Genomic DNA, 22,867 nt, shown 5'->3' with positions numbered 1-22,867 from the left:
GATGACTTCCTCGGCACACCGCCGCCGTACGAGCCGTAAGACCAAGCTGATCGGGACGGCGGTGGCCGTCACCGTCGCGGCCGGCGGCGGGTTCGCCATCGCCGGCTCGGCCATGGCCGGCAAGGCGCCGCAGCACGAGACCGCCCCCGCGAATGCCACCCCCGCGAAGGCCGCCGCCGGCTTCGCCCCGTACGTCGACACCTCCCTCACCCCCGCCTACGACCTGGCCGACACCGCAGGCAAGACCGGAGTGAAGAACTTCAACCTCGCGTTCATCACCTCCGGCGGCGGCTGTACGCCCAAGTGGGGCGGTGTCGTGGAGCTCGGCGACGACCCGGTGGCCAAGCAGATACCCGATCTCCGGGCGGTCGGCGGCGACGTCCGGGTCTCCTTCGGCGGCGCCAACGGCTCCGAACTCGGCCTGGCCTGCGGCTCCGCCGACGAACTGGCCGCCGCGTACGGCAAGGTCATCGACCAGTTCAAGCTCACCAAGGTCGACTTCGACATCGAGGGCGGCGCGCTCCCCAACACCGAGGCCAACGCCCGCCGCGCCCAGGCCATCGCCCAACTCCAGAAGAAGCACCCCGACCTGGACGTGTCCTTCACGCTGCCGGTGATGCCCGAGGGGCTCACCCAGGACGGCGTGAACCTGGTCGCCGACGCCAAGAAGAACGGCGTCAAGATCGCCGCCGTGAACATCATGGCGATGGACTACGGCCCGTCCTACAACGGCGACATGGGCACCTACGCCACCAAGGCGGCCACCGCCACCCAGGGCCAGATCAAGCAGGCCCTCGGGCTGAGTGACGCGGAGGCCTGGAAGACCGTCGCGGTGACCCCGATGATCGGCGTCAACGACGTCCAGAACGAGGTCTTCAAGGTCGACGACGCCACCGAGCTGGTGAAGTTCGCCCAGGACAAGCACCTGGGCTGGCTGTCGATGTGGTCCGCCACCCGCGACAAGGCCTGCGAGGGCGGCGGCTCCAACTCGGCGCAGCCGACCTGCAGTTCCATCGAGCAGGGCCCGCTGGACTTCACCAAGGCGTTCGCCGCCTACACCGGCTGACACCCCCTCGGTCCGGCCCCTTCCCCCTCACCCGGACCCACCCCCCAGCGGGGCGCAGCGGCTTCCACCCCCAGCCGCTGCGCCCCGTTCCACGTGCTACGCGCCCGCGCCGCCGCCGGCCACCGTCCCGCTGTTCTGTTCCCGCCCTGTCCCGCTGCTTTGTTCCCGCCCTGTCCCGCTGTTCTGTTCCCGCCCTGACCCACCCCGTACCGCCGCACGGAACGCGATCGGTGTGGTCCCGGCCCGCCGCTGGAAGAACTTGCTGAAGTTGGTGGCGTCGGCGAAGCCCAGCCGGTCCGCGATCCGGGCCGCCGACTGGTCGCCGTGCGCCAGCAGCCGCTTGGCCTCCAGCACCACCCGGCGGTCGATGAACTCCTTCGCGCCGACCCCGGCGGCGGCCTCGGTGGCCCGGGAGAGGGTGCGCGGCGCATAGCCCAGCGACCGCGCGTAGTCCGCGACCCGCCGGCTGCGGGTGAACTCCCGCTCCACCGCGTCCCGGAACCGCAGATAGGTCTCGCCGGCCTCGCAGGCCTCCGCCCCCTCGCGGCGGCCCGCTCCCACCCGGCCCGGCCCGCTGTTCGCCGCCCCGCCCGGATGCGCGGCCCGCAGCACCAGTACGGCCAGCAGATGCCGCAGCACCTCCAGATGCACCTCCAGCGGCAGCCCGCCCAGCGCGCCGAACTCGCGGTGCAGCTGCCGCAGCGCATCGTCCACCGCCTGCGCCGCGGCCCCTTCGGGATGCCGTACGGCCGGCCCGTACCAGTCCTCGATCCGGGCGGCGGCCGCGGTGGCCGGGTCCAGGAAGCCGGCTTCGAAGAGCACCAGCAGCCCCTCGGCCCCGTTCAGATCGCCGAAGTGCTGGACCTGGCCCGGCCGCGACCACAGCAGATCGCCCGGCGCGAGGACGTGCTCCCGGAAGTCGACGCTGTGCACCAGCCGGCCGCGGTCCAGCCTCAGCAGATGATGGAAGCCCGGCCGGTGCGGTGTGGACAGCTGGCAGGCGTCCGCCCGCTCCCGCAGCTCGGCGAGCGTCATCACCTCCACGCCCGCGGGCCGCCCGGCGGGCGCGGAGAACGCCACCTCCGGGATCTCCGGAACCGGCTCAGCGCCCCCCTCTCGGCGCTGTCGCATTTTGACCATCACCCGTCCCCTTGCTACCCCGAAATGCCCCGGTAGGGCCCCTAGCGTAGAAGACATCAGCGCGACTGACGACGGAAAACGGAAGTCCCTGCCGGACGCGTGGTCCCCACCGGACACGCGCCCCTACCGGACACACAGAACAGCTGGGAGACCCACCATGTCCACGATCGCTCTCTTCGGGGCCAACGGCACCATCGGCAGCCGCATCCTCAACGAGGCCCTGCAGCGCGGTCACCAGGTCACCGCGGTCGTCCGCGACCCCGCGAAGATCACCACGACCCACCCGAACCTGACCGTCGCCACCGGCGACATCCTCGACCCGGCCTCCGTCGCGGCGGCGGCCAAGGGCCAGGACGTCCTGGTCAGCGCGGTCGGCGGCGGTGACGGACCGGGCCATGTCGCCACCATCGAGCCCGCCGCCAAGTCCCTGGTCGCCGGACTGCGCACGCTCGGCGAGGCGGCCCCGCGCCTGATCGCCGTCGGCGGCGCCGGCTCGCTGCGCACCCCCGACGGCAAGCAGGTCTGGGACGCGGACGGCCTCCCCGACTTCCTCCTCCAGATCATGCACGCGCACGGCGACGCCCTCGACTACTACCGCACCGTCTCCGACGTCCACTGGACCAACCTCAGCCCGGCCGCCGGCATCGAGCCGGGCGAACGCACCGGCACCTACCGCACCGGCACCGACGAACTGGTCACGGCCGCCGACGGCAGCAGCCGTATCTCCGCCGAGGACTACGCGATGGCCCTCGTCGACGAGATCGAGCGGCCCCGCCACGTCGGCCGGCGCTTCACCGTCGGCTACTGACGGCGGCGGATGAAGAGGCACCCGGCGGGCAGTGCCAGCGCGCCGGCCAGCAGCACGGCGCCGGTGATCGTGACCGGCCCGGGCGGCTCCTCGCGGAAGGCGATCTGGTACACGACGGCCATCCCCGGGCGGTGCGGCTCCCACTGCTCCCACCGCTCCGGCTGATACGGGGCGGGCGCGTCGTGCCAGAGCATCGTCGCGCCGACGGCGGCCAGCGCCAGGGCCGCGAGAACCACAGCCAGCCTGGCGCGCCAGGGGCGGCGTAATCGGATCACCATGCGCCGACCTTACGCCGCCGCAAAAGAGAATCGGCCCCGGACCGCTTTCGCGATCCGGGGCCGATCCCTTGGGGTGAGTAACGGGACTTGAACCCGCGACATCCTGGACCACAACCAGGTGCTCTACCAGCTGAGCTATACCCACCATGACCGGTGCTGTGTGGTTCTTTTTCCCCACCGGCTGAGAAAAAGTGTACAGGGTCCGAGGGGGTGCTCGCTCCCGGGTTTTCGCGCCCCGGGAGCGAGCTGTGTCACTGCGGTGCGGCCTCCGCTTCGGCGGGCACCACGTGCTTGGCCGCTATGGCCTTGGCGGTGTCCGAGTCGGGCCCGGGCTGCGGCACGAAGACCGCCTCCCGGTAGTAGCGCAATTCCGCGATGGATTCACGGATGTCGGCCAGTGCCCGGTGGTTGCCGTTCTTGTCCGGACTGTTGAAGTAGGCGCGCGGGAACCAGCGCCGGGCCAGTTCCTTCACGGACGAGACATCGACGATCCGGTAGTGCAGATAGCTCTCCAGCGTCGGCATGTCGCGCAGCAGGAAGCCGCGGTCCGTGCCGACGGAATTCCCGCACAGCGGCGCCTTGCCCGGCTCCGGCACATGCTGCTTGATGTACGCGAGCACCTGCGCCTCGGCCGCCTCCAGCGTCGTGCCGTTGTCCAGCTCATCGAGCAGGCCGGAGGCGGTGTGCATCTGCCGCACCACCTCCGGCATGGTGGTCAGTGCCTCGGCGGGGGGGCGGATGACGACATCCACCCCGTCGCCCAGCACGTTCAGCTCGGAGTCGGTGACCAGCGCGGCCACCTCGATGAGTGCGTCATTCGCCAGCGAGAGTCCGGTCATCTCGCAGTCGATCCACACCATGCGATCGTTCATACGTCTCACCCTACGGGGCGCTCACGCTGACCGGGGAGCACGGGCCGCCCCGCACCGCGGACGGCCGGGGCTTCCGGCAGCCGCGAGGCGAACGCGTCCGAGTGCGGTTTGCCCGCTTCGCCCGGATCGGCGGCCGCCAGTGCGGTCGCCGGCCCATGGCCGGCCGCCATGGCCGCGGAGAACCGGTCGGGGCCGCCGGCGACCGGCGCCGGACGGTCACCGCGCTCCGGGCGCTCGGCCCGCTCCGGTCGCAGCGCGGGCTCCGGCGCACCGTTCTGCGGCCGGCGCGCGCGGTACGCCGCGCGGTAGGCCGCCGGTGAGGCTCCCAGCTGCCGCCGGAAATGGCCGCGCAGCGCCACCGGCGAGCGGAATCCGCAGCGCCCCGCGACCTCGTCCACCGAATAGTCGGAGGTCTCCAGCAGCCGCTGGGCCTGCAGCACCCGCTGGGTGATCAGCCACTGCAGGGGGGCGCTCCCCGTGAGGGAGCGGAATCGCCGGTCGAAGGTGCGGCGGCTCATATAGGCGCGCGCGGCCAGCGTCTCCACGTCGAACTGCTCGTGGAGGTGCTCCAGCGCCCAGGCGACGACCTCGGCGAGCGGGTCGGCGCCGATCTCCTCTGGTAAAGAGCGGTCCAGGTAGCGCTGGTGCCCCATATCGGAGGCGGTGCGGCGCGGCGGTACGACGAGCCGGCGGGCCAGCGCGTTCGCGGCGTCCGCGCCGTGATCGGTCCGCACGATGTGCAGACACAGATCGATACCGGCGGCCGTTCCCGCGGAGGTGAGCACATCGCCGTCGTCGACGAAGAGCTCGCGGGGATCGACATGGACGGACGGATAACGCTTGGCGAGCGTCGGCGCGTACATCCAATGGGTCGTGGCCGGCCGGCCGTCGAGCAGTCCGGCCGCGGCGAGGACGAACGCCCCCGTGCACAGCCCGACGATGCGGGCCCCTTCTTCATGCGCGCGCCGCAGCGCGTCGAGCGCGGCGGGCGGCGGGGCCTGGGTAATGGAACGCCAGGCCGGTACGACGACCGTCCCGGCGCGGGCGATCGCCTCCAGCCCGTAGGGGGCCGAAAGTTCGAGCCCCCCGGTCGTGCGCAAAGGCGCATCTTCGCCCGCGCACACAAGTAGCCGGTACCTCGGAACGCCTGCGTCTTGGCGGTCGATGCCGAAGACCGAGAGCGGAATGGAGCTCTCGAAAATGGGGCCGCCGCTGAAGAGGAGCACCGCGACTATTTCGCGGCGTCGTCGGGCGGCGAGCTTGCGTGCGGCATCTGGTACGGCAGCGGAGTCCTGGCTCATGGCACTTAAGCCCCCCTCGGTCGTCTCGCCCTCTCGGTCCTGCACAGTTCCCCCGCCATAAATACCAAGATCGAATCTACTGTGTCCCGTGAGGATGGAGTGCCAAGTTCACCACCCACTGGTATGTCGATATGGCAACTTGGCGCGAAGCATTCGATCACGAAGCGTTCCACTCGTCGGGCCTGCATGGGAAGTACGCGTCTCGGCTCTGCCCGTTCGCAGTAGGGCACAACCATGCCCGGCGGTCCTTTCCGCCCTGCTCACACCAGGGTTGGGGGGTGGTTCGGGCAAGGGAGGCGACCTGGCCGGAAGTTGGCTGAAAACGGTCGCGCGCAGACTTGCGGGCGCCTCATTCGCCCGGCGTACGCCCTTCGAAGCGGCGGCCGCCCCCATGCGCTCCTGTACGGATACGTCCGCTTCTGTACCGGTGCCTTCCGACGCTCTCGGTCCATGCCCGAGCGGCGGTCCGTTCGGATTGCCGCAGCAGTGCCCGGCTGACGCAGGTCACCGCCGCGAGACCGGCGCCGGCGCCGACCGCACCGATCGCCGAGGTGCCGCTCGCAAGGAGGACGACCGGCACCAGGGCGCAGCTGAACGCGCCCCAGCGCACGACATCGCTCACTGGGTCGGGTGATCTATCGGACGGTACGGGCACCGCGCACTCCCTTCGGACAGGCAGCTACTACAACGCCGCCGGCGATCACGGGTCACCGCGATGGGTACGTACGGGGGCAGGGCGGGGCATTGCCATCCGCGCCACGCTCCGGCATGCTCCGGGGAACGTTCGAGGCCCCGACCCGCCTCGCGCGGCGTCCTGCGTCCGCGGCGGGCTCTGGGCAGCGGAGGAGTGGCGCCGTACTCTTGGGGTATCGGCTTGGAAAGATGATTCCCAGTCGTATCGTTCCTCTTTGAACTATGGCTCCTGCTCCTCCATCGAGCCAGCTCAGTCAACTGCCGGATCAAGTCAATCGCCGTTCCCCGCCCGCCCCTCCGCAAGAGGATCTCCTCGCCGAGACAACCCATGGCCGGTCACCAGAACCCCGAACCCGCGGACCGCAAGCAGGTCGCCGATCCGATGGCGGACCTGGAAGCGACGGAAGAGACACGCCACTCCTGCGACCCCGCCTTCCAGCACGGCGTCGTGGTCGGCTTCGACGGCTCCAACTCGAGCGAACGAGCATTGGCGTATGCAATCGGAATGGCCCGGCGCTTCGGCTCCGGGTTGATCATCGTCCATGTGGCCAATCGGCTGCCGACGACCGTCTGGGCGGGCTGTGAACCCCCGGTCTTCGTCGACGTACCGGACCACCGCACGGAAGTCCTCGGCCTGGAGCTCGCCTGCGCCGACCATCTCAGCGAGGTTCCGTGGATCCTCGTCGAGCGCGGCGGGGACATCTGCCACGAGCTGGAGGAGGTCGGCCGGGAGTACGAGGCCGACGCCATCGTGGTCGGCTCCACGCACGGCATCGTCGGCCGGATCTTCGGCTCGGTCGCCGGACGGCTGGCCCGCCGGGCGCAGCGCCCGGTCATCGTCATCCCCTGACGGGCCCGCGCCGCACCCGCACCACCCCCACCCCGTCACGGCCTCTTCTCGTCGCGACCTCGCCCTCGCCGTGCGCGGAGTTGACGGGGCGTCACGAGGCTTGCGGACAGCCGTATTTCTTCAGCGCGCACAGGTGGATTGCGCGCTTGTGACGGGTAGAAAACGGTCACGTGAGCGCGCCGCGAACGGGCCCCGCGGCCGCGCACACGGCAACGACGTGCTGCCGGCCGGGAGGTGACGGTTCCCGGGGCGGCGGCATCCTGCCGGCGTATTGGGCGACGCCGGCACAGGGGAGGCGGCCGCTTCGCGCGTATGGTGGCACGCGCGGAGCAGCCGCCTGTTCTCTGCGCCTAAACCGGCGCCCGCTCTCGCGGAGGTGGTTGAGCGCCGTGGGGGGTGCTCAATTGTCGCTTCGGTGTATGGGTTGGGATTATTCGACCGTGACGGACTTGGCCAGGTTCCTGGGCTTGTCGATGTCGCGGCCGAGGGCCAACGCCGTGTGGTAGGCGAGGAGTTGGAGCGGGATGCCCATCAGGATCGGGTCCAGCTCCGGCTCGTTCTTCGGGACGAGGATGGTGTGGTCGGCCTTCTCCTGCTCCTGGTGCGCGACGGCCAGGATGCGGCCGTGGCGGGCCTTGATCTCCTCCAGCGCGGCGCGGTTCTTCTCCAGCAGGTCGTCGTCCGGCACGATCGCCACCGTCGGCATCGCGGGCTCGATGAGCGCCAGCGGGCCGTGCTTGAGCTCCGACGCCGGGTACGCCTCCGCGTGGATGTAGGAGACCTCCTTGAGCTTCAGCGACGCCTCGCGGGCCACCGGGTAACCGCGCACCCGGCCGATGAACATCATCGACTTGGCGTCGGCGTACTCGGCCGCCAGCTTCTTGACCTCCGCCTCGCCCTTGAGGATCTCGTCGATCTGACCGGGCAGCTTGCGCAGGCCCTCGATGATCCGCTTGCCGTCCGCGACGGACAGGTCGCGGATACGGCCGAGGTGCAGGGCGAGCAGCGCGAAGGAGACCACCATGTTGGTGAAGCACTTGGTGGACACGACGCAGACCTCGGGGCCCGCGTGGACGTAGATGCCGCCGTCGGTCTCCCGGGCGATCGCCGAGCCGACCACGTTGACCAGGCCCAGCACCCGCGCGCCCTTGCGCTTGAGCTCCTGGACGGCCGCCAGCACGTCGTAGGTCTCACCGGACTGGGAGACCGCCACGTACAGCGTGTCGGGGTCCACGACCGGGTCGCGGTAGCGGAACTCGGAGGCCGGCTCGGCGTCCGAGGGGATGCGGGCCAGCTCCTCGATCATCTGCGCGCCGATCTGGCCCGCGTGGTACGAGGTGCCGCAGCCGAGGATCTTCACCCGGCGCACCGCGCGCGCCTCGCGGGCGTCGAGGTTCAGGCCGCCGAGGTGCACGGTGGAGAAACGGTCGTCGATCCGGCCGCGCAGCGCGCGGTCCACCGCGTCCGCCTGCTCGGAGATCTCCTTGTGCATGTATGTGTCGTGGCCGCCCAGGTCGTACGACTCGGCCGCGTACTCGACGGTCTCCGGCGTCGCCGTCGTACGGGAGCCCTCGGTGGTGTACGTGCGGTAGTCGTCGGCCTTGAGGGTGGCCATCTCGCCGTCGTCGAGGGTGACGACCTGGCGGGTGTGCGAGACCAGCGCGGCGACGTCGGAGGAGACGAACATCTCGTGCTCGCCGATGCCGAGGACGACCGGGGAGCCGTTGCGGGCGACCACGATGCGGTCGGTGAAGTCGGCGTGCAGGACGGCGATGCCGTAGGTGCCCTCGATGTGCCGCAGCGCGTCGCGGACCTTCTCCTCCAGCTTCTCGGCCTGGGAGCGGCCGATCAGGTGGGCCAGCACCTCGGTGTCGGTCTCGGAGGCGAACTCCACGCCGTCCGCGGTGAGGCGGGCGCGCAGCTCGGCGGCGTTGTCGATGATGCCGTTGTGGACGACCGCGACCTTGCCGGTGGTGTCCAGGTGGGGGTGGGCGTTCTCGTCGGTGGGCGCGCCGTGGGTGGCCCAGCGGGTGTGCGCGATACCGGTGCTGCCGGCGAACCGCTTCGGCAGCCGGGACTCCAGCTCGCGGACCCGGCCCTTGGCCTTCGCGATCTTCAGGCCCGCGGCCTTGCCGGTGCCGTTGGCGTGGATGGCGATGCCTGCCGAGTCGTAGCCGCGGTACTCCAGGCGCTGGAGGCCCTCAAGGAGCAGCGGGGCGACATCGCGTTTGCCGATATACCCGACGATTCCGCACATACAGTGACCCTCCGAGATGAACCTTGTGACGAATGTTGCTGATGGTGATGTGTGACTGTGGTTGTGACTGTGACTGCGTGGTGCCCGGTTTGTCAGCCGTAGACGAGTCGGCGCAGCTGGCGTGTCGAGAGACCCGGCGGGGCCACGGCGCGGTGCGGCATCTCGTGGCGGATCCGTTCGAAGATCTCGTCGTTGCGCAGCCCCTGGGACTGCAGCTCGCGATGGCGCCGCCGGACGAACTCCTCCGTCGTCTCGTCGAAGTACGCGAGCACGTCCAGTACCACCCGGGTGGCCTCACCGCGCTGCAGCGGTGTGCTGCGCACCAGGTGGTCCACCAGGTCTTCGTAGGGCGCCTGACCTGCGTCAGCGCCTCGGGTACGGCGTTCGAGCACCCGTCGATACTGCTGGGCCGCGCCGAGTTTCGCAAGAAACCTGCCCGATATCGGGCAGGTTCGTAAGATGGCGGCCGGAAAGTGGTCTAAACCTTGACCGGATCCGGGGCGCAAGGTACGCATGGTCACCGTTCGGTCGCTCCATGCCATGCACGACATGCCAGGCAAGACACGTCACGCAAGACATGCCCTGCACGATGCTCTCGCCGAAGGGACCGTCGATGAGACGACGCAGACTCCTCTTTTCCCTGCTGCTGATCGCGGCGGCGGGGATGGGAACCGCCGCCGTGCCGCCCCAGCCCACGGCCGCCCGCGCCGCCACCCCCCTGGACCAGGTGATCCCGGCGCCCGCCTCCGTCCATCCGGGCGGGCACCCGTACACGATCGGCGACCGGACCCGGATCCGCGTCCCCGGCGGCTCCGGCCAGGCCAAGCGGATCGCCGGCTATCTCGCGGGGCTGCTGCGGCCCGCCACCGGATACGACCTGCCGGTCACCACCAAGGGCGGCAGGGACGGCATCATCCTGCGGCTCGGCGGCGAGGGCACCAAGGGCCTCGGCAAGGAGGGCTACCGGCTCAGCTCCGGCGGCCGGTCGGTGACGATCACCGCCAGTCGGCCCGCCGGCCTCTTCCACGGCGTCCAGACGCTGCGCCAGCTGCTGCCCGCGGGCGTCGAGAAGCGCACCGAGCAGCGCGGCCCCTGGCGGATCGCCGGCGGCACCATCGCCGACACCCCGCGCTACGCCTACCGCGGCGCGATGCTCGACGTCTCCCGGCACTTCTTCACCGTCGCGCAGGTCAAGCGCTATATCGACCAGCTCGCCCTCTACAAGATCAACAAACTGCATCTGCATCTATCGGACGACCAGGGCTGGCGCATCGCCATCAAGTCCTGGCCGCGGCTGGCCACCTACGGGGGCAGCACCCAGGTCGGTGGCGGGCCCGGCGGCTACTACACCAAGGACGACTACCGCGAGATCCTGCGGTACGCCGCCCACCGCTATCTGACGGTGGTCCCGGAGATCGACATGCCGGGCCACACCAATGCCGCGCTGGCCTCGTACGCCAAGCTCAACTGCAACGGCGTCGCCCCGCCGCTCTACACCGGCACCCACGTCGGCTTCAGCTCGCTGTGCGTACCCAAGAAGGTCACCTACGACTTCATCGACGACGTGATCCGCGAGATCGCCGCGATCACCCCGGGCCGGTACCTCCACATCGGCGGCGACGAGGCGCACTCCACCAGCCATGAGGACTATGTGGCCTTCATGGACAAGGTGCAGCCGGTGGTCGCCAAGTACGGCAAGACGGTGATCGGCTGGCACCAGCTGACCGGTGCGCGTCCGGCGGAGGGCGCCGTCGCCCAGTACTGGGGCTACGACAAGACGAGCGCGGCGGAACGGGCCCAGGTCGCCAAGGCCGCCGAGAACGGCACCGGGCTCCTCCTCTCGCCCGCCGACCGCGCCTACCTCGACATGAAGTACGACAAGGACACCCCGCTGGGCCTGAACTGGGCGGGGTACGTCGGCGTCCGGCGCTCCTACGACTGGAACCCGGGCGGGTACCTGGACGGAGCGCCCGCGGCGTCGGTCGTCGGCGTCGAGGCTCCTCTGTGGTCCGAGACCCTCACGAAGTCCGCGCACATCGAGTACATGGCCTTCCCCCGGCTGCCCGGCATCGCGGAGCTCGGCTGGTCCCCCGCCGACACCCACGACTGGGACGCGTACCGGGAGCGGCTGGCCGGGCAGGGCCCCCGGTGGGACGCCATGGGCGTCGACTACTACCGCTCTCCGGAGGTGCCCTGGCCGGCGCGGTAGCCGCGGTGGGGCTGGGGGGCCGTTTCCCCTAGGGGATGTTCGAACAGATCCCCTAGGGGACGCGAGGGCCCCCTGCGGGGCCACAACGCGGGGGCGGGGGACGGTGTTCCCGTGCGGGGGAGTTCCGCACGGGAGGATTCCGTCCAGGAGAGTTCCGTACGGAAGTCAGGACGTACGGGGGCCTAGACCCCCGCCACCCCCAGCTCCCGGGCGATCAGCATCCGCTGGACCTCACTCGTGCCCTCGCCGATTTCCAGGATCTTGGAGTCGCGCCACATGCGGGCGACCGGGTACTCGTTCATGAAGCCGTAGCCGCCGTGGATCTGGGTGGCCTCGCGGGCGTTGTCGACGGCGATCTCCGACGAGTAGAGCTTGGCCAGCGCGGCCTCCTTCTTGAACGGCTCGTCGTGCACCAGGCGGGAGGCCGCGTCGCGCCAGGCCAGCCGGGAGGTGTGGGCGCGCATCTCCATGTCGGCGAGCTTGAACTGGATCGCCTGGTTGGCGCCGATCGGCCGGCCGAAGGCCTGCCGGGTCCTGGCGTACGCCACCGACTCGTCGACACAGCCCTGGGCGAGGCCGGTGGCCAGCGCCGCGATGGCGATCCGGCCCTCGTCGAGGATGCGCAGGAACTGGGCGTAGCCGCGGCCCTCCTCGCCCAGCAGGTTGGCGGCCGGCACCCGCACGTCGGAGAAGGACAGCTCACGGGTGTCGGACGCGTTCCAGCCGACCTTGGAGTACGGGGCGGCGACCGTGAAGCCGGGCGTGCCGGACGGCACGATGATCGAGGAGATCAGCGGCGAGCCGTCCGCCTTGTGGCCGGTCACGGCGGTGACCGTCACCAGCCCTGTGATGTCCGTACCGGAGTTGGTGATGAAGCACTTGCTGCCGTTGATCACCCAGCAGTCGCCGTCGCGCACCGCCGTCGTCCGGGTCGCGCCCGCGTCCGAGCCGCCGTCCGGCTCGGTCAGGCCGAACGCGCCGAGCATCTCGCCGCTGCACAGCCGCGGCAGCCAGGTGCGCTTCTGCTCCTCCGTGCCGAAGCGGTAGATCGGCATGGCGCCCAGCGAGACACCGGCCTCCAGGGTGATCGCCACCGAGGAGTCGACCCGGGCCAGTTCCTCCAGGGCGATGCCGAGCGCGAGATAGTCGCCGCCCATCCCGCCGTACTCCTCCGGGAACGGCAGCCCGAACAGGCCCATCCGGCCCATCTCCTGCACGATCTCGTACGGGAACGCATGCTGCTCGTAGTACTCGCCGATCTTCGGGGCGACGACGTCGTGTGCGAACGCCTCGACCGTACGCCGGAGTTCTTCCAGCTCGGAGGGGAGACGGTGGTCCAGGGACATGGGGTTCACTCCTTGTGGGAGAGGGCACGGACGGTGCGGGACGGGCTCGGCCGGCCCAGGACTGAGGCCATCCATCCGCTGGTGGCGGTGAGCCGGTCCAGGTCGACCCCGGTGTCGATGCCGAGGCCGTGCAGCATCCATACGAGGTCTTCGGTGGCGAGGTTGCCGGTGGCGCTCTTGGCGTACGGGCAGCCGCCGAGGCCGCCCGCCGAGGCGTCGAAGGTGGTGACGCCGTGCTGGAGCGCGGCGAAGCTGTTGGCGAGGGCCTGCCCGTAGGTGTCGTGGAAGTGCACACCGATACGGGAGGTGGGCACGCCGGCCTCGTTGAGGGCGGCGAGCAGCTGTCCGACGTGGCCCGGGGTGGCGACCCCGATGGTGTCGCCCAGGCTCAGTTCGTCGCAGCCCAGGTCGAGGAGGGCGCGGCAGACCCGGACGACCTGGGCGAGCGGGACCGGGCCCTCCCAGGGGTCGCCGAAGCACATGGAGAGATAGCCGCGGACGTGGACCTCGCCGCCTTCGCCGGATTTCGCCCGCGCCACGACCGGCTCGAACATCGCCAGGGACTCGTCGACGGTGCGGTTGAGGTTGGCCTTGGCGAAGGACTCGGTGGCGCTGCCGAACACGGCGATCCGGCGGGCGCCGAGGGCGAGCGCCCGGTCCAGGCCGCGTTCGTTCGGCACCAGGACCGGCAGGTCGACCTCGCGCAGATCGTCCAGCAGGGGGAACAGCCGCTCCGCGTCGGCGAGTTGGGGCACCCACTTGGGGTGGACGAAGCTGGTCGCCTCGATGGTGGTGAGGCCGGCGTCGGCGAGGCGGTGGATGAACTCCGCCTTGGCCTCGGTCGGCACCACCGTCTTCTCGTTCTGCAGCCCGTCGCGCGCGCCGACCTCGTGGATCCGCACCCGTGCGGGGAGATCCCGGGCCGGTACGACCATGGGCAGTCCGGCGGCGGTCATTTCCCGGCCTCCACTTCCGCCTCGTCCTCGTCTGCCGGCGTGTCCTCTTGGACCGGGGCGATGACGGCGAGCACCTGGTCCATGGCGACGGTGCTGCCCGGGGTGACGTCCAGCTCGGTGACGGTGCCGGCGTGCGGGGCGGAGATGACGTGCTCCATCTTCATCGCCTCGACCACCAGCAGGCTCTGGCCCGCCGTCACCTCGTCGCCGACGTCGACCTTCACCACGGTGACCGTGCCGGGCATCGGGGCGGTCAGCGAGTCGACGCCGGCCCGGCTGGCGCCGGAGAGCGCCGCGGCCACCGGGTCGTGGTCCCGCACCTGCCAGGCGTCGCCGTCCCGGCCGAGCCACTCGCCGGCGCGCCGGAAGGTGTGGCGCATCCCGTCGAGGGTCACCGAGACCTGCCCCGGGGTGACGGTGGGGGCGTCCCGGGCGACATACGCCACCGGGTCGTGGCCGGGGACGTGCAGCCAGTGCGTGACGGGCGCCGGCCCGCCGCCCAGCCGCCAGCCGCTCGGCACCGAGAACGGGTCCGTCCAGCCGCCGCCCGGGGGCTCCAGCTCCGCCCGGCGCACCGCGGCCGCCGCCTCGTACACCTCCGCCGGCACGGCCTGGTCGATCAGACCGTCGACCTCCCGCTCCACCAGCCCGGTGTCCAGGTCGCCCGCCACGACCGCCGGATGGGCCAGCAGCCGCCGCAGGAAACCGGCGTTGGTGTGCAGGCCCAGCGTGACCGTCTCCGCGAGCGCGGCACGCAGTCTGCGCAGCGCGGTGGGCCGGTCCGGGCCGTACGCGATGACCTTGGACAGCATCGGGTCGTAGAGGCTGCCGACCTCGGTGCCCTCGCTCAGACCCGAGTCGGTGCGGACCCCGTCGCCCTGCGGTTCGTGCAGCGCGAGCACCGTGCCGCCGGAGGGCAGGAAGCCGCGCGACGGGTCCTCGGCGCAGATACGGGCCTCGATCGCATGCCCGGTCAGCGTGATGTCCCGCTGCGCGTACGGCAGTCGCTCGCCGGCCGCGATCCGGATCTGCCACTCGACCAGATCGAGACCCGTGATGAACTCCGTGACCGGGTGCTCCACCTGGAGGCGGGTGTTCATCTCCATGAAGAAGTACGACGAGGGGTCCTTGCCGGGGACGATGAACTCGACGGTGCCGGCGCCGCGGTAGCCGCAGGAGCGGGCCGCCTGCACCGCCGCCTCGCCCATGGCCGCGCGGGTGGCCTCGTCGAGCAGGACCGACGGGGCCTCCTCGACGACCTTCTGGTGGCGTCGCTGGAGGGAGCATTCGCGCTCGCCGAGGTGGATGACATTGCCGTGGCCGTCGGCCAGGATCTGGATCTCGATGTGCCGGGGGCGGTCGATCCAGCGCTCCACGAGCAGGGTGTCGTCGCCGAAGGAGCCGCGGGCCTCGCGGCGGGCGGCGGCGATCTCCTCGGTGAGCCGCGCCTCGTCCCGGACCAGCCGCATGCCCTTGCCGCCGCCGCCCGCGGACGGCTTGAGGAGCACCGGCATGCCGATCTCCCGTGCGGCGGCGGCCAGTTGGCCGTCGTCGAGTCCGCTGCCGGACGATCCCGGCACCACCGGGACGCCGGCCGCGCGCACCGTCTCCTTGGCGCGGATCTTGTCGCCCATCAGGTCGATGGCCTCGGCGGACGGGCCGATGAAGGCGAGTCCGGCGGCGGCGCAGGCGCGGGCGAAGCCGGCGTTCTCGGCGAGGAAGCCATAGCCGGGGTGGATCGCCTGCGCGCCGGCCTGCTCGGCCGCCGCCAGCAGCCGCTCCACCGACAGATAGCTCTCGGCGGCGGGGGCCGGCCCGATCCGTACCGCCGTGTCGGCCTCGCGGACATGCCGGGCGTCCGCGTCCGCGTCGCTGAAGACGGCGACCGAGCGGATGCCGAGGGCGCGCAGCGTACGGATGACGCGGACGGCGATCTCGCCGCGGTTGGCGATCAGGACGGTGTCGAACATGGTCGTGGGCATTCCTGCGGGCATCCCTCTCGTGTCCAGCATCCCTCGCGTGTCTGACATCTCGCTCACATCCGGAAGACGCCGTAGCCGGGTGCCGTGCCGTCCTTCTGGGGCAGCGGCGCGTTGGCGCAGGCGGTGAGGGCCAGACCCAGCACCTGGCGGGTCTCCAGCGGGTCGATCACGCCGTCGTCCCACAGCCGGGCGGTGGCGTAGTAGGCGTTGCCCTGGGTGTCGTACTGCTCGCGGATGGGCGCCTTGAAGGCGTCCTCGTCCTCGGCGCTCCACTCCTCGCCGTGCGCCTCCAGCTGGTCGCGCTTGACGGTCGCGAGGACGGACGCGGCCTGTTCGCCGCCCATCACCGAGATCTTGGCGTTGGGCCACATCCACAGGAAGCGGGGGGAGTAGGCCCGGCCGCACATCGAGTAGTTGCCCGCGCCGTACGAGCCGCCGATGACGACGGTCAGCTTCGGGACGCGGGTGCAGGCGACCGCCGTCACCATCTTCGCGCCGTGTTTGGCGATACCGCCCGCCTCGTAGGAACGGCCGACCATGAAGCCGGAGATGTTCTGGAGGAAGAGCAGCGGGATGCCGCGCTGGTCGCACAGCTCGATGAAGTGGGCGCCCTTCTGGGCGGATTCGGAGAACAGGATGCCGTTGTTGGCGACGATGCCGACCGGGTGGCCGTGCAGATGCGCGAAGCCGGTCACCAGCGTCGTGCCGTACTCGGCCTTGAACTCCGCGAAGCGGGAGCCGTCGACGAGCCGGGCGATCACCTCGCGGACGTCGTAGGGCGTACGGGAGTCCGCGGGCACCGCGCCGTAGAGGCCGGCCGGATCGACCTTGGGCTCCTCCACGGGCCGTACGGTCCAGGGGAGCGGTCCGCGGTCGCCGAGGGTGGAGACGACGGTGCGCACGATGCGCAGTGCGTGCGCGTCGTCCTCGGCAAGGTGGTCGGTGACCCCGGAGGTCTTGGCGTGCACCTCGCCGCCGCCCAGCTCCTCGGCGGTGACGACCTCGCCGGTGGCGGCCTTCACCAGCGGCGGCCCGCCCAGGAAGATCGTGCCCTGGCCGCGCACGATGACGGCCTCGTCGCTCATCGCCGGGACATAAGCGCCGCCCGCCGTGCAGGACCCGAGCACCGCGGCGATCTGCGGGATGCCGGCGCCGGACATCCGCGCCTGGTTGTAGAAGATCCGCCCGAAGTGCTCGCGGTCGGGGAAGACCTCGTCCTGCATCGGCAGGAAGGCGCCGCCGGAGTCCACGAGATACAGGCAGGGGAGACGGTTCTCCAGAGCGATCTCCTGCGCCCGCAGATGCTTCTTGACCGTCATCGGGTAGTACGTGCCGCCCTTGACCGTGGCGTCGTTGGCGACGATCACCGTCTCGCGTCCGGAGACCCGCCCGATGCCGGCGATCACCCCGGCGGCCGGGGCGGCACCGCCGTACATCCCCTCCGCGGCCAGCGGCGCCAGCTCCAGGAACGGCGACCCGGGGTCCAGGAGGGCGTCCACCCGGTCCCGGGGCAGCAGCTTGCCGCGCGCGGTGTGCCGCGCCCTGGCCCGCTCGCCGCCGCCCAGCCGCGCCGCCGCCAGCCTCTCGCGCAGCTCGGCGGCCAGCTCGCGGTGCGCGGCCTCGTTGGCACGCCAGGAGTCGGACGCCGGATCGGCGGCACTCCCCAGCACCGGTGCCTGCTCCATCAGTACGAGCCCCCTTGCTCGGTCCTCAGCCCCGGCACCGCGATCGGCGGCCACCGGGCCCTGCGGGTTAATGGGCGTTAACCTCATTTCCCTCAGGTTAACGAGCACTAACCCGCCTGTCTACAATTGGCGGCATGAGCAATGCGCACGCCCCTGCCCCGACCAGCCGACGCGAGCAGATCCTCAAGGAGGCCGCCCGGCTCTTCGCGGAGCGCGGGTTCCACGGCGTCGGCGTGGACGAGATAGGGGCGGCCGTGGGCATCTCGGGCCCCGGTCTCTACCGCCACTTCGCCGGCAAGGACGCGATGCTCGCCGAGCTGCTGGTGGGGATCAGCGAGCGGCTGCTGGCCGGCGGCCGGATGCGGGTCAGCGAGGGCGGCGAGAGCCCGAAGGCGGTGCTGGACGCGCTGATCGAAGGCCATATCGACTTCGCGCTGGACGACCGCCCGCTGATCACCCTGCACGACCGGGAGCTGGACCGGCTGCGCGAGGCGGACCGCAAGCGGGTGCGCCAGCTCCAGCGGCAGTACGTCGAGCTGTGGGTGGAGGTCGTGCGCAGGGTCCACCCCGAGGCCTCCGAGGCGCAGGCCCGCGCCGCGGTGCACGCCGTCTTCGGGCTGCTGAACTCCACCCCGCACCTGGGTCGGCCGGGCGCGCTCCCGGGCCGTACGGAGATGGCGGAGCTGCTGCACCGGCTGGCGCTGGGGGCCTTCGGAGCGGTGGCGGCGGAGTCCGAGCCGGTCGCGGCCCGGTAGGACGTAGCTCTCACCCGGATCGCCAGGACACCTCTGGACAGCAAACATGACCGGCCGGTAGCTTTCGCTGAGCAAGCGCTTAGACAGCGTTCGGTCGGCGACCTGGAGGAGGGCGGCCCATGCGCCGTACGGTGTTCAACGAGGACCACGAGGCGTTCCGCGAGACCATACGCGCCTTCATCGAGGCCGAGGTCGTCCCCGTCTACGACGAGTGGTTCGCCGCGGGCCAGGCCCCCCGCGACTTCTACTACAAGCTCGCCGAGCTCGGCGTCTTCGGCATCCGCGTCGACGAGGAGTACGGCGGCGCGGGCATCAACTCGTACAAGTTCGAGGCCGTGATGTACGAGGAGACGTCCCGCGCGGGCGTCCAGTTCGGCGGCTCCGGTGTGCATGTGCTGCTCGGCCTGCCGTACATCAAGATGCTCGCCAGCGACGAGCAGAAGAAGCGCTTCCTGCCGAAGTTCGTCTCCGGCGAGGAGATGTGGGCCCTGGCGATGACCGAGCCGGGCACCGGCTCCGACCTCGCGGGCATGAAGACCACGGCCAAGCTGAGCGAGGACGGCACGCACTACGTCCTCAACGGCGCCAAGACCTTCATCACCGGCGGCGTGCACGCCGACCGCGTGATCGTCTGCGCCCGCACCTCCGCGCCCACCGCCGAGGACCGCCGCTTCGGCATCTCCCTGTTCGCCGTGGACACCAAGTCCGAGGGCTACTCCATCGGCCGCAAGCTCGACAAGCTCGGCCTGAAGACCTCCGACACCGCCGAGCTGGCGTTCGTCGACGTGAAGGTCCCGGTCGAGGACCTGCTCGGCGAGGAGAACAAGGGCTTCTACTACCTCGGCCACAACCTCGCCTCCGAGCGCTGGGGCATCGCCTTCGGCGCCTACGCGCAGGCCAAGGCCGCCGTCCGGTTCGCCCAGGAGTACGTCCAGGAGCGCACCGTCTTCGGCAAGACCGTCGCCTCCTTCCAGAACACCAAGTTCGAGCTGGCCGCCTGCCAGGCCGAGGTGGACGCCGCCGAGGCCGTCGCCGACCGCGCCCTGGAGGCCCTCGACGCCGGCGAGCTCACCCCGGCCGAGGCGGCCTCGGCCAAGCTCTTCTGCACCGAGGTCGCCCACCGCGTCATCGACCGCTGCCTCCAACTGCACGGCGGCTACGGCTACATGAACGAGTACCCGATCGCCCGCCTCTACGCCGACAACCGCGTCAACCGCATCTACGGCGGCACCAGCGAGGTCATGAAGTCGATCATCGCCAAGTCCATGGGCCTGTGAGGCGCAGGCTCCGGACTGCTGACTCGTGAACAACGCACTCCAGTCCCTGCTCGATCTGCTCGCCCTGGAGCAGATCGAGCAGGACATCTTCCGCGGGCAGTCACAGGCCTCGGTCGTGCCCCGGGTCTTCGGCGGCCAGGTCGCCGCCCAGGCCCTGGTCGCGGCCGGGCGCACGGTCCCCGCCGACCGCCCGCCGCACTCCCTGCACGCGTACTTCCTGCGCCCCGGCGACCCCGGCGCGCCCATCGTCTACACCGTCGACCGGATCCGCGACGGGCGGTCCTTCACCACCCGCCGGGTCGTCGCCGTCCAGCACGGCCAGCCGATCTTCCATCTCTCCGCCTCCTTCCAGGCGGACGAGGAGGGACTCGAGCACCAGGAGCCGATGCCGCCGGCGCCGGATCCGCTGGAACTGCCCACCGCAGCGGAGATGCTGCCGCGCTACGCCGACCTGTTCGCCGAGGGCGTCGCCGACCGGATGCTGGAGGCGCGGGCCGCGATCGACCTCCGGTACGTGGGCGAGCCGCCGTTCGGGAGCGTGGGGGAGCCGCGCGAGCCCCGCTCCCAGGTCTGGTTCCGCACCCACGGCAAGCTCGACGACGCCAGCGGCATCCCCCGGCCGCTGCTGGACATCTGCCTGGTCACCTACGTCTCCGACATGACCCTGCTGGACTCGGTACTGCTCGCACACGGCCGGGGCGGCTGGGCGGTCGGCGATGTGGTCGGCGCGAGCCTGGACCACGCGATGTGGTTCCACCGCCCGCTGCGCGCCGACGAGTGGCTGCTCTACGACCAGGAATCCCCCACCGCCCAGGGCGGCCGCGGCCTGGGCAAGGGCCGGATCTTCACGGCCGACGGGCAACTGGCGGTATCGGTGATCCAGGAGGGGGTCATACGGGTGCCGCGGGGGTAGGGGGCGCGACGGGGCACCCGGGCGGGCTCGTCGCGGGCCTGTGAATGGGGGCCATGCGGCGCCGAGGGCCACGGAATGCCGGCCCCGGCCCGCCGTGTTGTGGCCACGGAATATCCGGCCCCGCCCGCCGCGTTGTGGACCCGCAGGGGGGCCTTGCGTCCCCTAGGGGATCTGTTCGACCAACCCCTAAGGGTCCGTCCCGTCAGGCCAGTCCCGCCGCGTCCAGCAGATACGCCGTCAGCGGGTCGTAGTACCGCGGGCTGAGGACGTGGTCGTCGAGCGGGATCGTCACCTGGAGCGTGCCCTCCGCCTCGGCCAGGAACAGCGCCGGGTCGTTGCAGTCCGCGAAACCCACCGCCTCGATGCCGCGCTGGCCCGCGCAGCCCGCCCAGCCGTGGTCGGCCATCACCAGATCCGGCTGCGGGGCGCCCTCGCGCTCCAGCTGGTCCAGGATCGCCGCCATCGGCGCGGGGGAGTGGGTGTGCCACAGCGTCGCGCCGCGCTCCAGCATCGCCACGTCGGCGAACTGCACGACCAGGCCCTCGTCCACCGCCAGGACGCCCGGTACGGTCACGATCTCGCAGCCCTTCGCGCGCAGCGCGTCGGCCGTGGCGCGGTGCACATCCAGCAGCCCGCCCGGGTGCCCCGTCGCGAACAGCACCCGCTGCCGGTCGGCCGCCGCCTTGCGCAGCACCGCGGCCGTACGGTCCAGGGCGTCCACCGTCAGCTCCGGGTCGATGGTGTCCTGCCCGACCCGGTGGTTCGGGTCGTCGTTCACACCGCAGCGCTCCGCCATCACCGCGAGCACGTCCTGCTCGTCCGTCCACCGGTCGCCGAGCTCGAGGCCGAGCCAGTAGTGGCGGTCTCCGTTGGCGAGCTTGCGGTAGTGGTCGAGGTTGTTCTCGCGCGGGGTGGCGACGTCACCGGCGATCCGGGTCCGCACGAGATGGTCGACGAGTTCGGCACGCGTGGGGGCTGCGGCGGCAGCGGCTATCGGCATAGCGCCCATTGTGCCCGTACGGATCTGCCGGGGCCGCGCTGTTCCGCAGCGCGGACACCGTGGAGGGGGCGCCGGGCCTGGACGCCGGGGTGTCTGCACGGCGGGGCGCCTGGACGCCGGGGCCTGGACGCCGGGGCGTGTGCCGGGCCGGCCGTGCGCCCGGCGGCTACCATCTCCGGGGGATTCCCGGGGGCTCCCGTAGGTGTTCGGGCCCGGCACGGTGATTCCCCAGTGATCCGTACGGCTGATGGGGGGCCGACCGGTGGGCAGCAAGGCAGAGAAGCCGCCGTGGCAGGTGCGGTTACGAACCGAGCGCGGCGTCGCCGGCGGCGGCATCCTCTGCGCCAACGGCACCGTCCTGACCTGCGCGCATGTCGTCGAGCAGGGTCGAGGGCCGGACGGCCGGTGCGGCGTCCGGGTCGACTTCCCGTTCCTGGAGCGTGGCAGCGACATCCCGGCGCGGATCGTGCTGGCCGGTGAGCCCGCCCCGGTGGGCGGCCCGGACGATGTCGCCGTGCTGCGCCCGGACCGCATCCCCTACGGGGCCGAGCCCGCCCCCCTGGAGGAGCACGCCGACCTGGCCGGGCACACGCTCGGCGCATACGGCTTTCCCGAGGGCCACCCGGAGGGTGTGTGGGCCGGCGGCCGGCTCGTGGGCCGCACCGCCGCCGGCCTGCTCCAGTTCGCCGCCGTCAATGCGACCGGCCATCCGACCGCCCGGGGGTTCAGCGGCTCGCCCGTATGGGACGAGGACCTCCAGGCCGTCATCGGCATGGTGACCGCCGTCGACCGGCTCGCCGAGGCGCGCACGGCCTATGCCCTCCCCGTCGACGGACTCCGTACGCACTGGCCGGAGCTGGCCGAGCCCTGCCCCGTCCGGCTGTGGATCCGCGATCCGCACGGTGGGCCACCGCGAATGGTCCCGCTGCGGGTCACCGGGCCCGACCGCCGGGAGTTCTGGATCGGCCGCGGCGACGGCGGCCCCCGGGAGCCGGCGATCCTGCTCGCGTCCCGGCCGCGGCACGTCGTCAGCCGGTGGCACTGCCGGCTGGTGTGCGAATACGGCAACTGGTCCGTGGAGAGCCCGAAGAGGGACGCCCTCACCTATGTGCGGTACCCCGGTGACGACCGGCTGCTGCTCGTACCGGCACCGGGGCGGCTTCCGCTGTGCCACGGGGACACGCTGGTGATCCGCGCCTCCCTCTCCGTCTCCGAACAGCAAAAGGACTCCGGTTACTGGGAGTTGGAGTTCGTCGACGACCACCACACGTTTCGCTAGCGGCCGGCTTCGCGCGCCTCACTAGCCGCCAACTCCCCGTCTGTCTCACGGTTTTGTGAAGTGAGCTCGTTCGAGTGACGGGGGAACTACTCATCATGATCGACTCGTCATCGAAAGTGACGAATTCGGCCGTCGCGGGGCCGCCGGTAGCGGGCCGACGGCGCGAATTCGGACGGTGGCGATCGACAGTGACGAAGTGA

19 protein-coding genes and 1 tRNA gene are annotated in these 22,867 nt (G+C 71.2%); 8 read left to right on the top strand and 12 right to left on the bottom strand.

All coding sequences use genetic code 11. The features are described 5' to 3' along the window. The first annotated feature begins 1 nt into the window (after position 1). Complete coding sequence (locus FCH28_RS11715) at positions 2 to 1,066, top strand: chitinase (protein WP_136739744.1); 1,065 nt, start codon at positions 2 to 4, stop codon at positions 1,064 to 1,066. Between the two features lie 96 nt (positions 1,067 to 1,162). Here FCH28_RS11715 and FCH28_RS11710 read toward each other — a convergent pair whose 3' ends face one another. Next, positions 1,163 to 2,206, bottom strand: coding sequence for a helix-turn-helix domain-containing protein (locus tag FCH28_RS11710; protein WP_136739743.1), 1,044 nt, complete (start codon positions 2,204 to 2,206; stop codon positions 1,163 to 1,165). A gap of 157 nt (positions 2,207 to 2,363) precedes the next feature. Between FCH28_RS11710 and FCH28_RS11705 the strand changes: the two genes are divergently transcribed. Continuing rightward, a complete protein-coding gene (locus FCH28_RS11705; protein WP_136739742.1) occupies positions 2,364 to 3,014 on the top strand; it encodes an NAD(P)-dependent oxidoreductase in 651 nt (216 codons plus the stop codon). On the opposite strand, the gene FCH28_RS11700 is transcribed toward FCH28_RS11705, so the two are convergent. The 4 genes from FCH28_RS11700 to FCH28_RS11685 form a co-directional block, all read right to left on the bottom strand. Then, a complete protein-coding gene (locus FCH28_RS11700; RefSeq protein WP_136739741.1) occupies positions 3,008 to 3,292 on the bottom strand; it encodes a hypothetical protein in 285 nt (94 codons plus the stop codon). The genes FCH28_RS11705 and FCH28_RS11700 overlap by 7 nt on opposite strands. Before the next feature lie 69 nt (positions 3,293 to 3,361). Beyond that, positions 3,362 to 3,437: transfer RNA gene (locus tag FCH28_RS11695), tRNA-His, on the bottom strand. A 106-nt stretch (positions 3,438 to 3,543) separates the two neighbouring features. Next, on the bottom strand, positions 3,544 to 4,164 hold the full coding sequence (gene orn / locus FCH28_RS11690) for an oligoribonuclease (protein WP_136739740.1): 621 nt from the start codon (positions 4,162 to 4,164) through the stop codon (positions 3,544 to 3,546). A gap of 5 nt (positions 4,165 to 4,169) precedes the next feature. Beyond that, complete coding sequence (locus FCH28_RS11685; RefSeq protein ID WP_136739739.1) at positions 4,170 to 5,465, bottom strand: GlxA family transcriptional regulator; 1,296 nt, start codon at positions 5,463 to 5,465, stop codon at positions 4,170 to 4,172. A gap of 1,021 nt (positions 5,466 to 6,486) precedes the next feature. On the opposite strand from FCH28_RS11685, the gene FCH28_RS11675 reads away from it, so the two are divergent. Beyond that, positions 6,487 to 7,008, top strand: a complete 522-nt coding sequence (locus FCH28_RS11675) for a universal stress protein (RefSeq protein WP_136739737.1) — start codon at positions 6,487 to 6,489, stop codon at positions 7,006 to 7,008. A 430-nt stretch (positions 7,009 to 7,438) separates the two neighbouring features. Here the strand turns inward: FCH28_RS11675 and glmS are convergent, their stop codons facing one another. Together glmS and FCH28_RS11665 are read right to left on the bottom strand one after the other, a co-directional pair. Continuing rightward, the gene (gene glmS / locus FCH28_RS11670) at positions 7,439 to 9,265 is read right to left on the bottom strand and encodes a glutamine--fructose-6-phosphate transaminase (isomerizing) (RefSeq protein ID WP_136739736.1); all 1,827 of its coding nucleotides are present in this window, start codon (positions 9,263 to 9,265) and stop codon (positions 7,439 to 7,441) included. 92 nt (positions 9,266 to 9,357) lie between these two features. After that, positions 9,358 to 9,657 (bottom strand): hypothetical protein, encoded by a 300-nt coding sequence (locus FCH28_RS11665; RefSeq protein WP_136739735.1) that lies wholly within the window; start codon positions 9,655 to 9,657, stop codon positions 9,358 to 9,360. Positions 9,658 to 9,878: 221 nt separating this feature from the next. Between FCH28_RS11665 and FCH28_RS11660 the strand changes: the two genes are divergently transcribed. Beyond that, positions 9,879 to 11,474 carry a beta-N-acetylhexosaminidase gene (locus FCH28_RS11660; protein ID WP_136739734.1) on the top strand — a complete coding sequence of 532 codons (1,596 nt, stop codon included), beginning with the start codon at positions 9,879 to 9,881 and terminating at the stop codon, positions 11,472 to 11,474. A gap of 182 nt (positions 11,475 to 11,656) precedes the next feature. Here the strand turns inward: FCH28_RS11660 and FCH28_RS11655 are convergent, their stop codons facing one another. The 4 genes from FCH28_RS11655 to FCH28_RS11640 form a co-directional block, all read right to left on the bottom strand. Next, positions 11,657 to 12,820: an acyl-CoA dehydrogenase family protein gene (locus tag FCH28_RS11655; RefSeq protein ID WP_187363812.1), complete on the bottom strand. Its 1,164-nt coding sequence runs from the start codon at positions 12,818 to 12,820 to the stop codon at positions 11,657 to 11,659. Between the two features lie 5 nt (positions 12,821 to 12,825). Then, positions 12,826 to 13,776: a hydroxymethylglutaryl-CoA lyase gene (locus tag FCH28_RS11650; RefSeq protein ID WP_136739733.1), complete on the bottom strand. Its 951-nt coding sequence runs from the start codon at positions 13,774 to 13,776 to the stop codon at positions 12,826 to 12,828. Further along, complete coding sequence (locus FCH28_RS11645; RefSeq protein ID WP_136739959.1) at positions 13,773 to 15,746, bottom strand: acetyl-CoA carboxylase biotin carboxylase subunit; 1,974 nt, start codon at positions 15,744 to 15,746, stop codon at positions 13,773 to 13,775. The genes FCH28_RS11650 and FCH28_RS11645 overlap by 4 nt, the downstream gene beginning before the upstream one ends. A 65-nt stretch (positions 15,747 to 15,811) precedes the next feature. Beyond that, positions 15,812 to 17,443, bottom strand: coding sequence for a carboxyl transferase domain-containing protein (locus FCH28_RS11640; protein WP_136739732.1), 1,632 nt, complete (start codon positions 17,441 to 17,443; stop codon positions 15,812 to 15,814). Between the two features lie 134 nt (positions 17,444 to 17,577). Between FCH28_RS11640 and FCH28_RS11635 the strand changes: the two genes are divergently transcribed. From FCH28_RS11635 to FCH28_RS11625, 3 genes are all read left to right on the top strand, one after another. After that, the gene (locus FCH28_RS11635; protein WP_136739731.1) at positions 17,578 to 18,198 is read left to right on the top strand and encodes an SACE_7040 family transcriptional regulator; all 621 of its coding nucleotides are present in this window, start codon (positions 17,578 to 17,580) and stop codon (positions 18,196 to 18,198) included. Between the two features lie 119 nt (positions 18,199 to 18,317). Further along, positions 18,318 to 19,475, top strand: coding sequence for an acyl-CoA dehydrogenase family protein (locus tag FCH28_RS11630; protein WP_136739730.1), 1,158 nt, complete (start codon positions 18,318 to 18,320; stop codon positions 19,473 to 19,475). Between the two features lie 25 nt (positions 19,476 to 19,500). Next, the gene (locus tag FCH28_RS11625) at positions 19,501 to 20,388 is read left to right on the top strand and encodes an acyl-CoA thioesterase (RefSeq protein WP_136739729.1); all 888 of its coding nucleotides are present in this window, start codon (positions 19,501 to 19,503) and stop codon (positions 20,386 to 20,388) included. A 202-nt stretch (positions 20,389 to 20,590) separates the two neighbouring features. Here FCH28_RS11625 and FCH28_RS11620 read toward each other — a convergent pair whose 3' ends face one another. Beyond that, positions 20,591 to 21,388 carry a phosphatase gene (locus FCH28_RS11620; RefSeq protein ID WP_136739728.1) on the bottom strand — a complete coding sequence of 266 codons (798 nt, stop codon included), beginning with the start codon at positions 21,386 to 21,388 and terminating at the stop codon, positions 20,591 to 20,593. Positions 21,389 to 21,650: 262 nt separating this feature from the next. On the opposite strand from FCH28_RS11620, the gene FCH28_RS11615 reads away from it, so the two are divergent. Further along, positions 21,651 to 22,667, top strand: coding sequence for a trypsin-like peptidase domain-containing protein (locus tag FCH28_RS11615; RefSeq protein ID WP_169314122.1), 1,017 nt, complete (start codon positions 21,651 to 21,653; stop codon positions 22,665 to 22,667). Positions 22,668 to 22,867 lie beyond the last annotated feature (200 nt).

Origin of the sequence: Streptomyces piniterrae (assembly GCF_005048155.1) — a bacterium.
GTDB lineage: Bacteria > Actinomycetota > Actinomycetes > Streptomycetales > Streptomycetaceae > Streptomyces > Streptomyces piniterrae.
This window is presented reverse-complemented; position numbering and strand designations above follow the sequence as displayed.